Here is a 19,412-nt window from a genome sequence, read left to right as displayed (position 1 = left end):
GCACCCTCATGCAGAGCGCCGGCTGCGGAGGAAGAGCTTGAGCGAGCGCGACGCCAGCGCCGTCTCTTCGCCGCCTTTCCGCGTCTCGACGGCGGCGTCGTCCTGGGTGTCCACGAGGAGCTGCCACGGCCTGGGCTCATCGGCGAAGGGCAGGAGGAAGCCCAGATCGCACGGCGACGCGTTGAGCAGCAGGACGAAGTCGTCGTCGATCAGCCGATCGCCCTCCTCGTCCACGTCGTCGAGCCCCTCCCCCGACAGGAACACGCCGAGGCACTGCGTGCACGGGTTCGACCAGTCCTCGTCGGACATGAGCTCTCCGTCCGGGCGATACCACTGGATATCGTAGGTCTTGCCTCCGCGGATCGGGCGCCCCTTGAAGAAGATCGAGCGCCTGAGCGCCGGGTGCTCGTGCCGGATGCGGAGGCATTTGCGCGTGAACTCCAGGAGCGCCCGCGACGGCTCGTCCCAGTCCCACGGCTGCCACGTGAGCGGGCTGTCCTGGCAGTACCCGTTGTTGTTCCCCTGCTGCGTGCGCCCCCGCTCGTCCCCGTGGAGGAGCATCGGAGTCCCCTGCGAGAACAGGAGCGACGCCATGATGTTCCGCGCCTGCCGCGCCCGCAGCTTCAGGATCTCGGGGTCGTCGGTCGGCCCCTCGACGCCGCAGTTCCACGAGCGGTTGTCGTCGGCGCCGTCGCAGCCCCCCTCCCCGTTCGCCTCGTTGTGCTTCTCGTTGTACGAGACGAGATCCGCCAGGGTGAAGCCGTCGTGGGCCGTGACGAAGTTGATGCTCGTGTACGGCTTTCGCCCGCTGTTCTCGTAGAGATCGCTGCTCCCCGTGAGCCGGAACCCGAGATCGGAGGCGATGCCGCCCGAGCCGCGCCAGAAGTCGCGCAGGGTGTCCCGATAACGACCGTTCCACTCGGCCCAGCGCACCGGGAAATTGCCCACCTGGTAGCCGCCGGGGCCCACGTCCCAGGGCTCGGCGATGAGCTTCACCTGGCTGAGCACCGGGTCCTGGTGGATGATCGTGAAGAAGCTCGAGAGCTGGTCGACGTCGTGGAGGCCGCGCGCCAGCGCCGCCGCGAGGTCGAAGCGGAACCCGTCCACGTGCATCTCGAGGACCCAGTACCGCAAGGAGTCCATGATCAGCTGGAGCGTCTGCGGGTGACGCACGTTGAGGGTGTTCCCCGTGCCCGTGTAGTCGAAATAGTAGCGCTCGTTGCCAGGGACGAGGCGGTAGTAGGTCGGGTTGTCGATGCCGCGCAGGCTCAGCGTCGGGCCCAGGTGGTTGCCCTCCGCCGTGTGGTTGTAGACGACGTCGAGGATGACCTCGATGCCGGCGGCGTGGAGCGCCTTCACCATCTCCTTGAACTGCCGCACCTCCGACGCCACCTCGGCGCCGGCGCGGTAGCCGACGTCCGGCGCGAAGAAGCCTATCGAGTGGTATCCCCAGTAGTTCCGTAGCCCCTTGTCGAGCAGGAATTTCTCGTGAACGAAGGCGTGCACGGGCAGGAGCTCGATGGCCGTGATGCCGAGATACCGCAGGTATCCGATGATGGCCGGGTGGGCGATGCCAAGGTAGGTCCCGCGGAGCTCCTCCGGGATCTCCGGGTGCTGCATCGTCATGCCGCGGACGTGCGCCTCGTAGATGACGCTGCGGTGGAACGGCACGTACGGGCGCCGGTCTCCGCCCCAGTCGAAGGACGGGTCGATGACGACGCCGAGCGGGGCGCCGAGCGCCTCCCCCTCGGCCATGGCGAGGTCGCCGTCGGGCTCACCGCTCCGGTGGGCGAACGCGCCCGCGTCCCACTGGACCCGCGAGGCGAGCGCCTTCGCGTACGGATCGAGCAGGCGCACCCGCGGGTTGAAGCGCAACCCCCGCTCCGGCGCCCACGGGCCGTGCACGCGATACGCGTATTTCTGCCCCGGCCCGACCTCCGGCACGTAGACGTGCCAGACGAGGGAGGTGCGGTGACGGACCGGCAGGCGTTGCTCGTTCCCCTCGTCGTCGACGAGGCACAGGTCCACCGCCTCGGCGTTCTCCGAGAAGAGGGCGAACTGCGTTCCAGCGCCGTCCCATGTCGCGCCGAGCGGGTACGGATCCCCGGGGCGCATTCCTTTGCGCTTGTAGCTCATGCTGGTCTCGGTTTCGGGATCCACAATCGAGGCGCGGCGCCCCCTCGGGCCCCGTCGCCCCGGCCGGCATATTTGCGGGCTAGGCGGCGTGAGCGCGCCGGCTGCCCATGACGTCGGTCACGACATCCGCGACGCTCCGTGCCATCCCCTCCGCGATGCGGAGCGCCTGGGCCTGATCGCCCTCCGGGGTGCACATCCTGAGGCGCTCGATCATGTCCACGAGCCGCCGGGCTAGCTCGCACGCCTCGGTCATCGAAGCTGGTGACTCCAGGGAGGCCCTCCGCGGGAGGGAAACCATCTCTTCGCTCGGCGTCATCGCGGTTGACATCATGCCTGGCTCCTTATCGGTGATGGCTGCGGTCCGCACCCCCCAGAGCAGGCATCGTGCCAGCGCGGCTCCCGTTGGGATGCTCACCACAGACACAACGGTAGGTGGTCAGCCGACAGGCTGGGCGGCACAAATCGCCACAGGTGGGGCGATTTGTCCCCCTCACAGCCATCCTCGCTCGGCAAAGCGGCGCGGCTCACCGAACAGCCAGGCGACAAAATTGAAGACACGATGCATGCCGCAAGGGTTCGCCGCACGGTGGCTGTTCGGGACGGCCGTTCGGGCTCTGCTGGGGTGTGCTTGAGTTTCCATGGCCTCTGCGCACCCCTTTCCGTGGCGGGCGGGCCGCGTGCGCTCGCTGCTTGCGGGGCCGAGGACGGCGTCGTGCGCCTCGCAGGGGGCGAACGCGGCGAGCACGATCACGACGCACGCCCCGTCGCGCGCGCCGTCCGGGGGGCAGGTGGGCCGCGCTCCGCGCTACGTCGCCTGAGACCGCGAGGTGATCTTGATCGCTGCGGGCCCCGAGGCGGCTATGGCTACGCCCGGGGGGGCCAGGTTAGTATCCGTTCCGCCGCGGCGGCCGCCGGTCCAACGCGTCGCGGTCGAGAGAGCTCATGATCGGAACACTCCAGGCGAAGATCCAGTATCTCAAGAACAAGAACCTTCACAACTGGCTCGGCGGCTACGCCCGGCAGAGGATCGAGAACGCCCGTGCTCCGCGTCCGCTCGGCCCGCGGCACCTGCTCTTCGCGGTCTGCGATCACTGGGAGCCAGGGTGGGAGAACCCCACACCGGAGGTCGGCGACGCGCGGGTGAGGGCGTGGTCGAAGGGGTATCCCGAGATGGCCGGCGCGTACCGCGACGCGGACGGCCGGAACCCGCGTCACAGCTTCTTCTTTCCGGGGGAGCAGTACACGCCCGGGTGGCTCGACGCGCTGGCGGACCTCACGCGCCGCGGCTTCGGCGAGGTGGAGCTGCACCTGCACCACCACAACGACACGGAGGAGAACCTGCGCGCGGACATCCTCAGGTACCTGGACATCCTGGGGAAGCACGGGCATTTCTCGCGCGACCCGGACGGGCGCATGCGTTACGGGTTCATCCACGGCAACTGGTGTCTGGCGAACTCCGGGCGGGACTCGCGGAACTGCGGAGTCGACGCGGAGCTCCCGCTCCTCTTCGAGACGGGCTGCTATGCCGACTACACGTTCCCGTCGGCCCCCGACGAGTCGCAGCACTCCATCGTGAACCAGATCTACTGGCCGACGGGCAACCTGGCGCGCCGGAGTGCCCACGCCGTGGGCGCGCGAGCCAAGGTCGGCGAGGTGCTGGAAGACCGGATCCTGATGATCGAGGGCCCGCTCGCGCTCGCGCTGACGCGCCGGGGAAGCCGGGTGCGGATGCGGATGGAGTACGGCGCGCTCCAGGCGATCGACCCGCCGACGCCGGATCGGGTGAAGACGTGGGTCGATCAGAACATCCATATCGAGGGGAGGCCCGAGTGGGTGTTCGTCAAGGTCTACACGCACGGCGCGCCCGAGGAGCAGGCGGCGTCGCTGCTCGGCGCCGGGGGCCACGAGCTGCACCGGGAGCTCACCACCCGTTACAACGATGGCAAGGAGTGGGTGCTCCACTACGTGACCGCGCGGGAGATGTACAATATCGCGATCGCCGCGCTCGAGGGGAAGACGGGCAATCCCGGTGACTACAGGGATCACCGCCTGAAGCCGCCGCCCTGCGCGAGCTGACGCAACCACTCCCCCCTCCGACAACACCGCAGGCCCTCGGCGCGTAGGCGTTAACCAATCTTCGCGCCGCGTTCTCCTACCTCCGAACGTTTACGTGGTCGTGGTCGTGAACGTGGTCGTGGTCGTGGTCGTGAACGTGGTCGTGGTCGTGGTCGTCAACGGTAGGCCGTGAACGACCACGACCACGACCACGACCACGTAAACGTTCACGTTTACGTTGGCGTGTCCGTCGCGCGAGCCGGACAGCTCGCCTCAGCCCGGCCCGCGACCGCGCTGCTCGCCGAGGACCTCTTTCAGGAGCGCGTGATAGCGCTCCCCCACGACGTCCCATGACAGCGCCCCCACGCTGCCCCGCAGCGCCTCCGGGTCCCATGCGGTATCCAGCGCTCGCGCCAACGCGGCCCCGAGCGCCCCGGGATCGCCGGGGGGGACGAGGAGGCCATTGCCCCCGTGCCCTTCGCGGACGAGCTCCGGCACGCCGCCGACCCGGGTTCCGACGACGGGGCGGCCCGAGGCGAGCGCCTCCAGGACGACGTTCGGACAGCCCTCGCGGCGGCTCGGCAGGCAGAAAACGTCGCACGCGGCCATGTAGTCCGGGATCTCCACGGGCAGCGCCCAGCCGAACAACCGCACGCGATCGCCCAGGCCGAGCGCGCTCACCTTCGCGCGCAGCGGCTCGAGCAGCTCGCCACCGCCCACCATCATCAGGTGAATGTCGCGGCGGCCCGTCCGGTCGAGGTGCGCCATCGCCTCCACGAGGACGTCCACGCCCTTCTCGGGCACGTGATAACCGGCGTACAGCACCACCTTCGCGTCCGCCGGGACGCCGAAGCGCCGCCGCGGCTCGGCCCGATCCCGGATCGCGAACCGCGCGCCGTCGACCGCGTTGAGCTGCACCACGACGCGCTCCCGCGGCACCCCGAGCTCCACCAGGCGCTCCCCGAGCGCCCCGCTCACCGCGACCACACGGGCGCAGCGCTGGAGCGCCGGCGCGATCTGCGCCCGCAGCGCGGGGTTCCTCGGCTGCTCGTTGATGTCGCTGCCGAGCACCGTCGTGACGACCGGCACCCCCGCCTCCCGCGCGAACGCCTCCGCGGCGACGGTATCGGGATAGGCCCACGCGGCCAGGATCGCGTCGTACGGAAACTCGCGCCGCAGCCCCGCCATCGTGCGCCCGAGCGATGCACGGAGCGCCCGCGCGTGCAGGCTCGGCAGCCCCGGGACCGACCAGTACGTGGGGAACAGCGCGTCGATGCCGGTGTGCGCCTCGCGCGTGCCGCCGAAGAGCTCCCGTGACGCCCCGCGCGCGCGCGTCCACCAGGGGATCGGGGCCACGAGCCGGAGCTCGCAGCGGCGCGCGAGCGCCCTGTACGTGTGATAGCTGTACGGCGCCATCGTCGGCAGCCGCGTGGAAGGGTAATGATGGGTGAAGACGAGTACCTTCATCGCGCGCTCGCCTGTCACGTGAGGCGGAGATAGAGTTGCTCGTATTTGCGCGTCATCTTCTCGAACGAGAAGTCGTCGCGCACCCGCGCGTGCCCCGCCTCGCCGAGCCGCCGCCTCAGCGCCGGATCGCTCGCGAGCCGCTCGATCGCGTCCGCGAGCGCGTCGTGCCCGTCCACCGGGACGATCAGGCCGTGCTCCTCGTGCCGCACCACCTCCGGGACCCCGCCGACCGGCGTCACCACGACAGGCAGGCTGCGCGCCATGGCCTCGAGGACGGCGAGCGGCAGCCCCTCGTCGCGCGAGGGCAGCGTGAAGAAATCGGCGGCGACGAGCAGATCGGGCACGTCCTTGCGGAAGCCGAGGAAGCGCGCCTCGGCGCCGTGGACCCCGAGCTCCCTCGCGAGCCCATGGATGCGATCGCGCTCGTCGCCGTCGCCGACGACGAGCACCGCGACCGCGACGCCCCGCTCCCGGAGCCGCGCGAGCGCCCGCAGCAGCACGTCGTGCGCCTTCACCGGGTGGAACGCGGCGGGCATGATGCCAAGGAACACGTCCGGGCCGAGCCCGAACTCGGCGCGCACCTCGTCGCGCGTCCGCTTGGCCGGGGTGATGTCGATCCCGTTGTGGATGACAGAGATGTTGCTGGCCACGCCGACCGCGCCGCTCTTGTCGGCCGTGTCCTGCGAGCAGCCGACGACAGCGTCCGTTTCACGCCACTCGAAGCGCGACGGAACGCGGATGATCCCGCGCGTCTGGGCGTGATCGGTGAAGACGAGCCGCGCGCGCGTAAGGACCTTGCCGATCGTGGCGTAATGGAGCGCAGTGGGGTTGTGCGCGTGGACGACGTGCGGGCGGGAGCGCGCGAAGGAGAGGGCCGCGTGCGCGAGCCGCGTGGGGAGGCGCCCGCCCAGCACCGTGGTCGGCAGCGTCCGCTGCCGCGCCAGCTCCGCCAGCGGCCCGCCGCGCAGCGCGAGGATGGAGGCGTCGTGGCCGTGGCGCCGCTGCGCCTCGGCGAGGCGCAGTACGAAATGCTCCATACCTCCGCCATTGAGGCTGCTCACGACATGGACGATCCGCAGCGTCGAATTCCCCATGAAGGCTTGCTACCCGAATCGGGTCCCCTGTTGAAGCGCAAACCGCACCCAGCATCACCACACGCGCTGCCAAACGCCCACCCGGCACGCCGGCGGTCGTGGCCTCTGGCGTTCGTCCGCGTTCGTCCGCGTTCGTCGACGTTCGTCCACGCTCGTTGGCGCGCGTCGCCGCCCGCCGACGCGCGCGCCCAAGATCGATGGATCAGCGTACCACCTCGCCTCGCCGTCTCCTCACCTTTTGATTTGCCGAACGGAAGCGGCTACTAGACGGGCATGAACCCTGAGCTTCGGCGCGCCCTTGACGAAGGCATGCGCCGCGTGCCCGGCATGGACGCCGCGACGAGGCTGCTCGCCGTGCGGCTCGAGACGGTCAGAGCGCTCCTTGCGCGCCGGCTCGCAGAGAACCCGCTCCCCGTGCCCGACGCCGTGACCCCGAGCGAGATCCCATCGGTCGCCGAGCTCGGCCCGGGGGACAGGGTGCTCGCGGAGCTCGATCAGGACGGCTTCGCCTTCGCGGTCCACCCGGCCGACGTCGCCTTCTTCAACCGGCGGAGCCAGAAGATGCCGCGCCTGCGCTACCGGCTGCACGTCGTGCTGCGCAACGGCTACGTCTGCGTCCGCAAGCGCTTCGTCGGACAGCCGCAGAACGCGCCGCTCCAGGCGCACCTCTTCGCCCTGCTCGGTCTCTTCTTCTACAACGAAGCAGCCGCGCTCTTCCGCCTGCGCGACCTCCCCAGCGTCCCGAGGATTCGCGATCTCAGCCTCGCCACGCGCACCCTTTACCTCGACTATGTGCGCGGACGGACGCTGCAACATCAGGTCGCCGAGCGCGGGGAGAAGGTGCTCGACATCGACCTCGCGCCGCTCGGGCAGCTGTTCGATCCAGACCGCGACCGGCGAGAGATCGAGGCGTTCGCCAGCGGCGGCGGCGCGACCTACCGCGGCCGGATCGAGGAGATCGTCCGGGCGATGAACGCGCGCGGCGTCGCGCCGCTCGACGTCAAGCTGGGCAACGTGCTCATCGGCGAGAAGACGGGCGCCCTGTACTGGATCGATTTCGAGCGAGCCGCGCTCGAGGGCACCCCCCGCTACCGCGATCGCCTCGACGAGCACCATGACCTCGTGAACCGGTGGTTCGGGCTCGCGCTCTCCGGCGACGGCGGGGCGTGAGGCGCGCGGCGCGACGCGGCGCGCTGCAATGCGCTGCGGTGGGCTCGATGGACGGCTCCCGCGATCGAGGGTGCGATCGATGACGAGAGATGAAGACGCGGCGCCGCGGAGCGCCATCGAGCGGATCGGCGAGAGGGCGGGGCGATCGTGGCCGAGCATCGAGGCGGCCGCGCGGCTCTCGACGGAGACCCGGACGCGGCTCGCGGCGCTGCTCCGCGAGCAGATCCCCTGCGACACGAGCGTCGTGGTCTTCGGCTCGCTGGCGCGGGGCGAGTACACGACCGGCAGCGATCTCGACTGGACGCTGCTCATCGACGGTCAGGCCGACGAGGGGCATTTCAGCCAGGTCCAGGCCATCACGAGGATCCTGAGGGAAGCGAAGTTCCATGAGCCGGGCCCGACGGGCGTGTTCGGCAACGTGGCCTTCAGCCACCCGATCCTCCACCAGATCGGCGGACAGGAGGACACGAACAAGAACACGACCCAGCGCATCCTGCTGCTCCTGGAGTCGCTCGCGATCGGCCAGCCGGACGCCCACGAGCGGGTGCTCAGGCTCGTGCTCTCGCGGTACATCGAGGACGACCGCGGGCTGCGCTACGGCAGCAAGCGCGAGATCCTCCCGATGTTCCTCCTGAACGACATCGTCCGGTACTGGCGCACGGTCGCCGTCGATTTCGTCTACAAGCAGCGGGAGCGCAGCTCGGGCTGGGCGCTCCGCAACGCGAAGCTCAGGATGTCGCGGAAGCTCATCTTCGTGAGCGGGCTCCTCACCTGCTTCGGCTTCGAGCTGTTCTGCAAGGATCGGGCGACGTTGACCGACGATGGCGAGCGGCTCTCGACGCCCGCGCTCGTGCGCTTCCTGCGAGAGCGCATCCGGGTGACGCCCCTGGAGAGCCTGGCCGAGGTGCTGCTCCGGCCCTCGATCTCCGCGGAGACGGCGCGCACGCTGTTCGACAGCTACGACGCGTTCCTCGCGCTCCTCTCGAACGAAGAGGAGCGCGGCCGGCTGAAGCAGCTGCCGCTGGACGATCAGCTGGGCAGCGACCCGACCTTCAAGCGGGTGCGGGACATCGCGCGTGAGTTCCAGGGCGGGCTCGACCGGCTCTTCTTCAAGGAAGACGACGAGCTCCGCAAGCTCCTCCAGACCTATGGGGTGTTCTGATGCTCCTCCAGACCTATGGGGTGCTCTGATGCGACCCGTGGGCTACTCGACAGGGGCGCTCGCCCTCAGCGACGTCGAGCGAGCGCTCTCGATACTCGAAGGGAGCTCGGCGACCGCCGTGGAGCTCTCCGCGCTGCGGATCTCGGAGCTCAAGCCGCTGCTCCGGCTCCTCGGCTCGCTCGACCTGTCGCGGTACGGCTACGTCTCGTTCCACGCTCCGAGCCGCTTCGACGCGGCGGAGGAGCGCGCCGTCGCCGACGCCATGGCGGAGGTGGCCGCGCTCGGATGGCTCATCGTCCTCCACCCCGACACGCTCCATGATCTCGGCGCCTTCCGGCAGCTCGGCGGCCTCCTCGCCATCGAGAACATGGATAAGAGAAAGCGGACAGGCCGCACCGTGGAGGAGCTCGGGCCCTTCTTCGACGCGCTGCCGGACGCGTCGTTCTGCTTCGATATCGGCCATGCGCACCAGGTCGATCGCACGATGACCGAGGCCCATTTCCTCGTACGGGAGCACAGGACGCGGCTGAAGCAGCTCCACGTGAGCGAGGTGAACGCGGGGAGCCGCCACGGCGCCCTGAGCCAGAGCGCGGCGCACGCATTCCAGCGGATCGCCGCCCACCTCCCTGACGACGCGGCGCTGATCCTGGAGACCCCGGCGTCGCCCGCGGAGCTCGAGCGGCAGATGGCCATCGCGCGGGCGGCGCTGTCGAACCCGAAGGGCCTGGAAACCACGCACGCCTGAGGCCGCGCGCAGCGCAGCCTCGACGGGAGCCGCGCCGCTCCCGCAGCGCCCGGGCTCGGCCGCCTCCCCGGCGGCTCCTGAGCTCCGGATTGCCCGGCGGACGGGCCGCGCGCGCTCGAGGCGCTACGCTTCCGCTCGTTCCCGGCGCGACCTGGGCCGGAACCGGGGGACGACGATGAAGCTGAAGACGCTCGCGGCGGCGAGCACCGCATGGCTCGCCGCCCTTGCGCTGCTGACGGCGAGCGGGTTCACGCTCAGCGCCACGTACATGACCCGCGAGGTCACGTGCCTCTTCAACATCGTCCGGGAGGTGCGGTCCATCACGCAGCTGGAGGTCCACCTCCTCTCCCACGAGCGCGAGAGCGCCCGCGTGGCGCTGACCCAGCTCCCCGAGCACGTCGGCGCGCGCGATACCGCCAGGCGCGAGATCTCCCGGTGGCTCGAGGACGCCCGCGCGCAGCCGGTCACCGCGGAGAGCGCCAGCGTCTTCGAGGAGGCCGAGCGGGAGATCGAGCGCTACCTCGCCACGCACACGCAAACGCAGGAGCACCGGGAGGCCGGGGCGTCCCACGATGAGGTCGACCGTACGTTCGCCGCGCTCGAGCGGCTGCTCGCCACCAGGCTCGCCGAGGCGCGGATCGCCCGGCAGCGCGTCGACGAGGTGCACAGGCTCTCGGAGATCGTGAGCCTCGGGGCCGCCGGGATGCTGCTGGCCGGCGTCCTGCTCGCGCTCTGGCAGCTGCGCAGGTGCGTCTATCGCCCGCTCCTCTCGATCCGCGCCGCGATCGACCGCTACGGGGCCGGCTCGCACGACGCCCGCGCGCCGCAGGGCGGGCTCGACGAGCTGCGCGAGATCGCCGTCGCGTTCAACGAGATGGCCGCCGCGCTGGCCGAGCAGCGCAAGAGGCAGCTCGGGATCCTCGCGAGCGTCGCGCACGACCTGCGCAACCCGCTCGCCGCGCTGAAGCTCACGGTCGACAGCCTCCGGCCGGATCGGCCCCTCCCCCACGAGGAGCGGCTCCGGTCGATGCTCACCCGCATCGGGAAGGAGGCCGCGCGCTGCGACCGGATGCTCACGGACCTCATGGACATCGCGCGGCTCGAGGGCGGTGAGCTCGAGCTGCGCCGCGAGACCCGGGACGCGCGCGAGCTCGCCCGCGACGTCGTGGAGCTCTACCGCCCGACCGCGACCGCGCACGAGCTCAGGCTGTCGCTCCCCGAGGAGCCCGTCCCGCTGTGCTGCGACCCGATCCGGGTCGAGCAGGTGCTCAACAACCTGGTCGCGAACGCCATCAAGTACTCGCCTGCGGGCGGCGCCGTGCAGGTGACCGTCGCGCGGGTAGGCGCCGAGGTCTCCATCGCGGTCTCGGACCGCGGCGTGGGGATCGCGGCCGACGATCAGCGACGGCTGTTCGAGCGCTACTTCCGCGCCCCGTCGTCGAGCGGCGTGGCCCCGGGCGTCGGCCTCGGCCTGTGGGCCGCGCTTCGCATCGCCGAGGCGCACGGCGGGCGCATCGAGGTGACGAGCACCGCAGGCAGGGGCTCGACCTTCACCCTCCGCCTGCCGTCATGAGCGCATCGTCCCGCAAGGAGCGGCTCGTCCGCTCGTCCGGCTACGGGAACAGGCTCCCGGGCTCGTCGGGATCGAGCTCCCAGCCGAAGAGCCCCGGGGTGCGGGCGCGGTGCCCGCCGAGGGCGTCGCCGGGCAGCCGGGGGCCGTCGGCGGCCCAGCGGGTGGCGAAGGCGTCGCGCAGCACGAGCTCCGCGAGCTTGCCCCTCGGCGAGAAGCCCCACTCGGCCTCCTGCGAGACGTCGTCCGGATCGGCGTAGAGCCGCCAGACGAAGAAGCCGGCGCACGTGCGCGCGTCGAGGAACGGCGCGATCACCGCGGCGTAGGCCTCGGCCTGCGAGCGCTGGTCGACCACCACGCCCTTCATGCGATCGGGCCACTCCCACGGGCGCACGGCGGGATCGCGCCGCGTGGTGTAGCCGATCTCCGTCAGCAGGATCGGCTTGCCCCACGCGCGCGCCACGGCGTCCACCCCGGCCGCCACCTTGCGCCCGCCGCGCAGGAGCTCCTCGAATGACGCGCCCTCGCGCTCCGCCAGCGGGTAGAACGCGTTGATGCCGATGAGGTCGAGCGCGTCGAAGATCAGCGTGTGCTCGACGTCGTCCCAGTTCGCCGAGTAGGTGAGCAGCCCCGGGTACACGCGGCGCACCGCCTCGATGATCGGCAGGAAGCTCGCCGCCCGCGGCGTCGTCACCCAGCTCCGCAGCTCGACGCCCACGCTGAGCATCTCCGCGCCTCCCTCGCGCGCGACCGCGGCCCACGTGAGCAGGAACCGGCGGTACGACTCGGCCCAGCGCGCCCAGCCGGCGTCGTCCCCGGGATCGATCTGGGCCCGCCACTCGCCGCTCTCGACCCAGAGGTGCGGGACGAGCAGCACCTTGAGCCCGCGCGCGTGCGCCTGCGCGATCGCCGCGAGCACGTTGCGCCGGTTCTCCTCGAACGGCGCCTCGAAGACGAGATCGACGCCCGTGCCCTTGCCGTCCCACACGCGGCCGAACGGCGTCAGGCTGACCCACGTCGCGCCCATGGCGACCGCCTCATCCATCGCCCGCCCGCTCGCCGCGGTGCCGTAGCCGCGGCCCGGGTGACGCAGGTTCTCGATCGGCCCGATCGTCACGCCGCGCACGCCGCCCCAGCCCGACACGGCCCACCCCGCCGCGCCGTACGGCAGGTGCTCCGGCGCGACCCGTGGCGCCTGCTGCGCGGCCTGCGGCGCGGCGCTCGCAGGGCGCACAGGAGCGCCGACCGCCGCCGCCGACACGGCGAGCGCGGCGCCCGCCGCGCGGGCGAGCGCGTAACCTCCTCGACTCATCCCTGGCACGGTCCGCCTTATACCAGGCAGGCGGACCGCCGGGCCGCGGACGTCACCCGCCGTCGCTCGCCTGAGGTCGCTGCGCGCCGTCGCTCTCCGCGGGTTGCTGCGGCGCGCGCGCGCCCTCGGCGGGCTGCGCCGGCCCAACCGCGCCCTCCTCGGGCCGCGGCGGCTCGCGCCGGGACGCGTCGCGCTCTTGCCGCGCGCGGGTCGTCGCCTCACGCCACGCCCGCTCGCGCTCGAGCTTCTCGCGCCGCCGCCGCCGCTCGCGCTCGACCTCGTCGTAGATGACCTCGGGGCGCCGCGCGTCGAGACGGGCCCCTCGCGCTTGCGCCACACGCGGCGCCTCGCTCTCGGGACCCGCGGCGCTCGCGGGAACCAGCTCGGCCGCCGGGGGCTCGACCGCCGTGGGCTCGGGCGAGGGCTCCGGCGCGGCAGGGACGGCCGCGCTCGATCGTCCCGCCACCACCGACGAGCGCGCCTCCTGAGCCGCGCGCTTCGCCAGCCCCTTCGCCGCAGGCAGCGCGCTCCCGCCTCCGTCGAGCGTGCGCATCTGCACGAGCCACACGCCGCCGACCCCCGCGAGCATCCCGAACAGCGCGAACGCGATCGCGAACCGCCGGGGCCACGGCGACGGCCCCCGGCGCACCACCGTGAGCCGCTCCGCATCGGCCTCGGCCAGGACACGCGCCGTGAGCGCCGGCGTGACGCGAGGCGCCGCGCCGTCGCTGACGCGGTGCACGACCTTGCGGCCGAGCGGAACGGGCGTGTCCTCGGCGGTCGGCGGCTGCCCTGGCCCGCCCGCCTGGGGATCGGAGCGGCGCTCCGGCGGGCTCACCGTCAGGACCGGCGGGGGCGGAGTCCGGCTCGCCCGGAGGTGATCGCCGCCGTCCCACGCCGCTCCCGCGTGCGACACCAGCGTGGCGTCGGACAGACGGCCTGCGGGAGATTCCCACTTGGCCGTCGTCTCGAGGTCGCTCATGAGATCGTCGGGCGACATCCTCGGCAGGTCCGCCAGCGTGTCGGCCTCCCACTCGTCTGCGGCGACCGGAGCAGGCGTCGCCATGCGGACGGTCTCGTCCGCCCGGAGCGCCTCCCACACGCGCTCGGCCGCGTCCTCCGCGCCCTCGCCCCCGAAGCGCGCGAGCGCGAACGCGAGCTTCGCGACGTCCGAGGGGCGCGCCTCCGGGTCCTTGGCGAGGCAGCGCAGCAGGAGGGCCCGCAGCTCCGGGGGCTCGACGCCCGCCGGAAAGGGCGCGGGCGGCTCGGTCAGGACCTTGGTGCAGATCTCGAGCTCGGTCGGCGCATCGAACGGGCTCGCCCCGCAGAGCAGCGCGTAGGCGACCGCGCCGATCGACCAGATGTCGGCGCGCTCGTCGATGCCGCCCGCCGACCGCATCTGCTCCGGCGCCATGAAGAGCAGCGACGTCCGCATGGCGCCCGAGGCGGCGTTCGGCCCCTCGCTCTCGACACCGCAGGCGACGGCCGACACCCCGAAGTCGAGGACCTTCACGCTCGGGGCGCCGTCGCCGAAGCTGAGAAAGAGGTTCTCGGGCTTGATATCCCGGTGAAGGATCCCGATGCCGTGCGCCTCGGCGACCGCCTCGCAGATCTGCAGGAGGTACTTCACCGCCTCCCTGACCCGGATCGGCCCGCGGCGCCGCAGGTAGCTCGTGACGTCGGAGCCCTCCAGGTACTCGCTGACCACGAACGGCGCGCCACCTTCGACCCCGACGTCGAGGATCCGCGCGACGTACCTGCCCTTGAGCGCGCGCGCGGCGCGGGCGCCCCGGAGCAGCCGATCGACGGCGTGCCTGTTCTCGACGAGCCTCGGATCGACGCGCTTGAGCGCGACGCGCTGGCCGGACAGGCGATCGGTGGCGAGCTGGACGACGCCCACGCCGCCGGCGCCGATCCGGGTCTCCACCGCGTACCTGCCGGCGACGATCTCTTGCCACCTCGGGCCGCCCTCGGCCGCCCGCGGCGCACGTTCAGCGTCGGTCCACGCGTCGGTCCGCTCCCGTGCGGCCGCGCGATCCTCTGCTCTGGGCTTCAGCGACGTCAACGCACTGCCTCGGTGTGTGTCCGCGAGCTCCGCGGACAGAGTCAAAGCCTGTCCCCTGAATAACAGATTCAGAGTGCTGCTATCGCGTCCATGACGTGTCGTCTAGTGACACTCGGGCACGAAAATGTCCGTTCTTCACGCATTTTGGCGCAGCTGGCTGGCCGGCCAGCTGGCCGGCCGGCCGGCCTGCAGCCATCTCCATCAGCGGCATCCGCGGCTATTGTCATGGGCCATCGAGCCATCGACATCGCTTCCATGCGTTCCGCGTGCCATCCACGCGGCTCACGGCGGGAGCCCCAATGCGAGCGCGACCAGAGTATCGACGCCGCTCAGGATCAGGACGAGCGCTGCGGCGGACGCCGCGCCGAGCCCGAGCGCCTTCAGCGCGCGGAAGCGCGCTGTTCCGCGTGTTCCACGCGCCCCCGGCCGCCCGTGCTGGACGCCGCGCGTGACCCAGCACCACCCGAGCATGGACAGCGGGCCGAACGCATAGAGGGCCGCGCCCCAGGTCGCTCCGTTCCAGCAAGCGCCGCGCTGCTCGGGCGTGAGCCGCCGTCGGTCCCAGCGCTGCAGCGCGAACGGTAGCGCGATACCGAGGACCATCTGGAGCGCGAGGCGGAGAGTGCTCATTTCGTGCGCCGAGCTCCCGGGCGAGCGCTCCACTCAGGCAGCGCCGGACAAGCGCAAATCGCCAGAGCACGCCGCAGCGCGTCGCGGCAGAGCTCGGGTGAGCGACTCGCTGCCCGCCTTCGTTGACCTCCTGCCTCGAGGAAAGCGCCGCAAAAATCGCGTGCCGGCCTTCTCGATCTCGACGGGGATTGGTACGAACGAGGGATGACAACGACTGAGGCAGGGGACATCAGGAACGTTGCAATCATCGGACACAAGGGGGCTGGGAAGACATCGCTCGCCGAGGCCATGCTGTACGTCGCCAAGGCGACGGCCAAGCTCGGCAAGGTGGACGACAAGTCGAGTGTCCTCGACGAGACCGCCGAGGAAAAAGAGCACGTTTGCTCGTTCGAGGCGAGCGTCGCGCACCTCGCCTGGGCGGGGAAGAAGGTCAACCTCGTCGACACGCCGGGCGAGGGGAGCTTCCTCGCCGAGACGCGGCTCGCCCTCGCGGCGGTCGACGCGGCCATCCTCGTCGTGAGCGGCAAGGACGGCGTGCAGCCGATCACGGAGCGTGTATTCGGCTGGGTGAGGGACGCAAAGCTACCGTGCATGATCGTCGTCACGAAGGTCGACGCCGAGAACGCCCGCCCCGACGAGGTGCTCGCCGAGATCCGCGCGCGCCTCAAGGCGCCGCTCGCGGTGATGGAGGAGCGCGTCGGCGAGGGGCTCCAGCACCGGGGGGTCGTCGCCATCCGGACGAAGAAGGCCTGGCTCGACAAACCCGAGGCGCCCGCCGCGGCCGCGGGCTCTCCCGTGCCGGCCGACGCCGCGGGCGCCGTCGAGAAGGCCCGGGGGAAGCTCGTCGACGACGTCGCCGGCAGCGACGACGAGCTCACCGAGCGGTACCTGACCGAGGGCGATCTCACGCAGGAGGAGCTCGATCAGGGGCTCCGCGCCGCGGTCCGCCAGGGGGCGCTGATCCCGGTCTACTTCGCCTCCGGGGTCCGCCCGAGCGGCGTCGCCGCGCTGCTCGACGGCATCGTCGAGCTCGTGCCGCCGCCGACCGAGCACCCGGCCTGGAGCGGCGTCGTCCCGACCGGCAAGCCCGGCGCCGCGCCGCAGGCCGCGGAGCGGCCGTCGTCGGCGGAGGCCCCGGCCGCGGCGTTCGTCTTCAAGACCTCGATCGATCCGCACGCCGGCCGCACCTCGTTCGTGCGCGTGCTCTCCGGCGTGCTCCGGCCCGACGCCACGATGCTCAACGCGAGCACAGGCGGCTCGGAGCGGCTCGGCAAGATCCACAGCGTGGTCGGCAAGGACCACAAGCAGGTGGACGAGGCGCGCGCCGGGGACATCGTGGCGCTGCACAAGCTGAAGGCGACGCTGAGCGGGCACACGCTCTCGGACGAGAAGCACGCGTTCTTGCTCTCCGCGCCGGAGCTGCCGCCGGCCCTCTTCTCGCGCGGCGTGCGGTTCGACGCCAAGGGCGGCGAGGACAAGGTCGGCAACGCGCTCTACCGGCTGACCGAGGAGGACCCGGGGCTCAGCGTGCACCAGGACGCGTCGACCCGCGAGCTCGTCGTCTCGGGGCTCGGCGCCCTGCACCTCGAGATCACGGTGGAGCGCATCCGCCGGCGCGTCGGGGTCGACTGTCGGCTCGGCCCGCCGCACATCGCCTACAAGGAGACGATCTCGAAGAAGGCCACGAACATCGAGGGCAAGCACAAGAAGCAGACGGGCGGACATGGCCAGTTCGGCGTCTGCTACATCGACATGGAGCCTTTGCCGCGCGGCGGCGGCTTCGTCTTCGAGGACGCGGTCGTGGGCGGCGCCGTGCCGCGGCAGTTCATCCCCTCGGTCGAGAAGGGCATCGTCAAGTCGATGTCGAAGGGCGTCCTGGCGGGCTACCCGATGATCGACGTCAAGGTCCGGCTCTTCGACGGCAAGTACCACGACGTCGACTCCTCGGACGCGGCGTTCCAGATGGCGGGCAGCAAGGCCTTCAAGGCCGCCGCCGCGCAGTGCGCGCCGGTGCTGCTCGAGCCCATCGTGCGGCTCTCGGTGACGGTGCCGAGCGTCGCGATGGGCGACATCATCGGCGACATCAACAGCCGCCGCGGGAGGATCATCGGCACGGACTCGGTCGAGAGCCAGACGATCGTGAACGCGTTCGTCCCGCTCGCCGAGGTGCTCGAGTACGAGTCGAAGCTGAAGAGCATGACCCAGGGCAAAGGCACGTTCACGATGAACGTCGAGCACCTGGAGGTCTGCCCGCCGATGGTGCAGGACAAGGTGATCAAGGAGAGCGGCTTCAAGGCCGAGGCCGACGAGGACTGACCCCGCCGCGCCGCTCTAGGGATGGATGTGGACGATGGTCCCTTCCCCCGTGGCCTTCCCCGCGCTGACCCCGTGCCATCCGTCGGGCACGGGGGGATCGGTCCAGAGGAACACCCGGCGCGCGTCGATCGGCGACAGGTTGATGCACCCGTGGCTGCGCGGCTTGCCGTAGTCGTCGTGCCACGGCGCCGCGTGGATCGCGTAGCCGGCCTCGAAGTACTGCACCCACGGCACGTCGCGGAGCTCGAACTTGTTGTCGACCTCGTGCGCGTCCATGGTCGTCGTGACGTGTTTGTCGCGGATCCGGAACGTCCCGCGCACGGTCGAGAAGGTCTTCTTGGGGTCGCCGAGCCCGTCGCGGCCCGTCGCCGCCGCGGTGGCGTAGACGGGCTTCTTGCCCTCGTAGAGGATGAGCGTCTGGCTCAGGATCGAGATGTCGATCCACTTCACGGTCCCCTGCGCGAACGACGGCAGCTCCGAGGGCTTCACCGCGATGGCGACGTCGGAGTCGCGCACCCACGTCCCGTCCTTCGCCTCGACGAGGCGGGCGCCGCCGACCTTCTTCGAGCGCCCCGTGAGCTGCACGGCGGTGTGCCAGGGCAGCTCGCCCGCCTTCTCCATCTCGCCGCCGGAGATGTCGTAGCGCTTCGCGTCCTGCCGGTGCACGAACGCGAGCGGCAGCTCCCACCCCTTGGTCATGTCGACGCCGTGGAACGTGGAGCCGCGGGCGGGCTTGAGCTTCGAGGTGGGCACGAGCCGCGCGTCGGTGGTCAGGGCGAAGCGCCGCCCGCCGTCGCCCATGAAGGTGTCGATGAGGGCGAGCCCTGCCTTGCGCGCGATCCGGTTGGTGATGATCGCGTAGCCCGGGACCTTGAACGACGAGATGTTCGGGAGCTGCCGGCCGCCCTTGAAGAACCAGGGGATCTCGTCGCTGCCGTTGCCGCCGAAGAGCTCGCTGTCGCCGAGGTCGGGCGGCTCCGCGGGCGGGTCGGCGACGGCGTTGCCCGCGGGGTCGAGCGGCACGTCGTTGGCGCCGACCTTGACCTCGTCCCACTTCTTCTTGAGCTTCTTGTAGCTGCGGAGGTGCCGCTCCAGGCTCATCTCGTACTGGAGCTGCTCCTTCGTGGACGGCATCCGGTAGTAGTTCGGCGCGATGGCCCGGACGAAGGCGTACGGGTACGGCATCGGCTTGGACAGGTCGGGCCGCCGCGTGAGCGCCCGGACGATCGGGTGCTGCGTGTCGATCGTGGCGTCACTGTCCGCGCACATGAACCCGGCCGGCAGCACGCGGTAGTAGCCGCCCTGGCAGTCGTCGAACGCGGCGGGCTTCTCCCCGCGGGGCGCCGTCCCGCCCGCGCGGAGGTAGCCGAGCTTGGCCGAGCGCCGGTCCGCCTTCTCGTAGATGGGCGCGACCATCTGCACGGCGCCGATCCGGGGCCCGTCCGGGCGCGGCAGGGTGGCGGGGTCGTTCTCGGCGGCCTTCTGGGCCGCGCCCGCGGAGAGGCTGATGATGCCCTCGGGCGTGGCGTTCTCCCCGCCGGTGCAGGCCGACAGGGCCGGCAGGGCGAGGGCGGCGACGGCCAGGGCGAGCGGGAGGGGTCCGCGCGCCGGGGCCGGGAGCGCGGAGCTTCGCTGTCGGGCATCCATACCCCCGGAATGCCGGACAGACGGGCCGGTGGCCAAATTTTGG

Annotated in this window: 14 protein-coding genes; 6 read left to right on the top strand and 8 right to left on the bottom strand. The window is 71.3% G+C overall.

Annotation, left to right across the window (positions count from 1 at the left end; genetic code table 11):
- Positions 1 to 6: 6 nt before the first annotated feature.
- Positions 7 to 2,136 carry a glycogen debranching protein GlgX gene (gene glgX, locus WME82_RS07255; RefSeq protein ID WP_438042222.1) on the bottom strand — a complete coding sequence of 710 codons (2,130 nt, stop codon included), beginning with the start codon at positions 2,134 to 2,136 and terminating at the stop codon, positions 7 to 9.
- A gap of 79 nt (positions 2,137 to 2,215) precedes the next feature.
- Positions 2,216 to 2,467, bottom strand: a complete 252-nt coding sequence (locus WME82_RS07250; RefSeq protein ID WP_437744756.1) for a hypothetical protein — start codon at positions 2,465 to 2,467, stop codon at positions 2,216 to 2,218.
- A gap of 611 nt (positions 2,468 to 3,078) precedes the next feature.
- Between WME82_RS07250 and WME82_RS07245 the strand changes: the two genes are divergently transcribed.
- Positions 3,079 to 4,212, top strand: coding sequence for a hypothetical protein (locus tag WME82_RS07245; protein WP_437744755.1), 1,134 nt, complete (start codon positions 3,079 to 3,081; stop codon positions 4,210 to 4,212).
- Positions 4,213 to 4,464: 252 nt separating this feature from the next.
- On the opposite strand, the gene WME82_RS07240 is transcribed toward WME82_RS07245, so the two are convergent.
- Positions 4,465 to 5,658 carry a glycosyltransferase family 4 protein gene (locus WME82_RS07240; RefSeq protein ID WP_438042221.1) on the bottom strand — a complete coding sequence of 398 codons (1,194 nt, stop codon included), beginning with the start codon at positions 5,656 to 5,658 and terminating at the stop codon, positions 4,465 to 4,467.
- A gap of 14 nt (positions 5,659 to 5,672) precedes the next feature.
- A complete protein-coding gene (locus WME82_RS07235) occupies positions 5,673 to 6,752 on the bottom strand; it encodes a glycosyltransferase family 4 protein (protein WP_438042220.1) in 1,080 nt (359 codons plus the stop codon).
- 273 nt (positions 6,753 to 7,025) lie between these two features.
- Between WME82_RS07235 and WME82_RS07230 the strand changes: the two genes are divergently transcribed.
- The 4 genes from WME82_RS07230 (at position 7,026) to WME82_RS07215 (ending at position 11,402) form a co-directional block, all read left to right on the top strand.
- A complete protein-coding gene (locus WME82_RS07230) occupies positions 7,026 to 7,922 on the top strand; it encodes a hypothetical protein (RefSeq protein WP_437298356.1) in 897 nt (298 codons plus the stop codon).
- 79 nt (positions 7,923 to 8,001) lie between these two features.
- A complete protein-coding gene (locus WME82_RS07225; protein ID WP_438042219.1) occupies positions 8,002 to 9,084 on the top strand; it encodes a nucleotidyltransferase domain-containing protein in 1,083 nt (360 codons plus the stop codon).
- A 28-nt stretch (positions 9,085 to 9,112) separates the two neighbouring features.
- Complete coding sequence (locus tag WME82_RS07220; protein ID WP_438042218.1) at positions 9,113 to 9,829, top strand: TIM barrel protein; 717 nt, start codon at positions 9,113 to 9,115, stop codon at positions 9,827 to 9,829.
- Between the two features lie 175 nt (positions 9,830 to 10,004).
- A complete protein-coding gene (locus WME82_RS07215) occupies positions 10,005 to 11,402 on the top strand; it encodes an ATP-binding protein (protein WP_438042217.1) in 1,398 nt (465 codons plus the stop codon).
- 40 nt (positions 11,403 to 11,442) lie between these two features.
- Here the strand turns inward: WME82_RS07215 and WME82_RS07210 are convergent, their stop codons facing one another.
- The 3 genes from WME82_RS07210 to WME82_RS07200 form a co-directional block, all read right to left on the bottom strand.
- A complete protein-coding gene (locus WME82_RS07210) occupies positions 11,443 to 12,711 on the bottom strand; it encodes a glycoside hydrolase family 113 (protein ID WP_437744748.1) in 1,269 nt (422 codons plus the stop codon).
- 52 nt (positions 12,712 to 12,763) lie between these two features.
- The gene (locus WME82_RS07205; protein ID WP_438042216.1) at positions 12,764 to 14,776 is read right to left on the bottom strand and encodes a protein kinase domain-containing protein; all 2,013 of its coding nucleotides are present in this window, start codon (positions 14,774 to 14,776) and stop codon (positions 12,764 to 12,766) included.
- A 282-nt stretch (positions 14,777 to 15,058) separates the two neighbouring features.
- Positions 15,059 to 15,406 carry a transcriptional regulator gene (locus WME82_RS07200; protein ID WP_437744746.1) on the bottom strand — a complete coding sequence of 116 codons (348 nt, stop codon included), beginning with the start codon at positions 15,404 to 15,406 and terminating at the stop codon, positions 15,059 to 15,061.
- A 204-nt stretch (positions 15,407 to 15,610) separates the two neighbouring features.
- Here WME82_RS07200 and fusA point away from each other — a divergent pair, with 204 nt between their 5' ends.
- The gene (gene fusA, locus WME82_RS07195; RefSeq protein WP_438042215.1) at positions 15,611 to 17,722 is read left to right on the top strand and encodes an elongation factor G; all 2,112 of its coding nucleotides are present in this window, start codon (positions 15,611 to 15,613) and stop codon (positions 17,720 to 17,722) included.
- A 15-nt stretch (positions 17,723 to 17,737) separates the two neighbouring features.
- On the opposite strand, the gene WME82_RS07190 is transcribed toward fusA, so the two are convergent.
- On the bottom strand, positions 17,738 to 19,369 hold the full coding sequence (locus WME82_RS07190; protein ID WP_437744744.1) for a L,D-transpeptidase: 1,632 nt from the start codon (positions 19,367 to 19,369) through the stop codon (positions 17,738 to 17,740).
- Positions 19,370 to 19,412: the final 43 nt, after the last annotated feature.

It is taken from the genome of Sorangium sp. So ce128, assembly GCF_051525245.1.
Taxonomy (GTDB): Bacteria; Myxococcota_A; Polyangia; order Polyangiales; family Polyangiaceae; genus Sorangium; species Sorangium cellulosum_B.
This window is presented reverse-complemented; position numbering and strand designations above follow the sequence as displayed.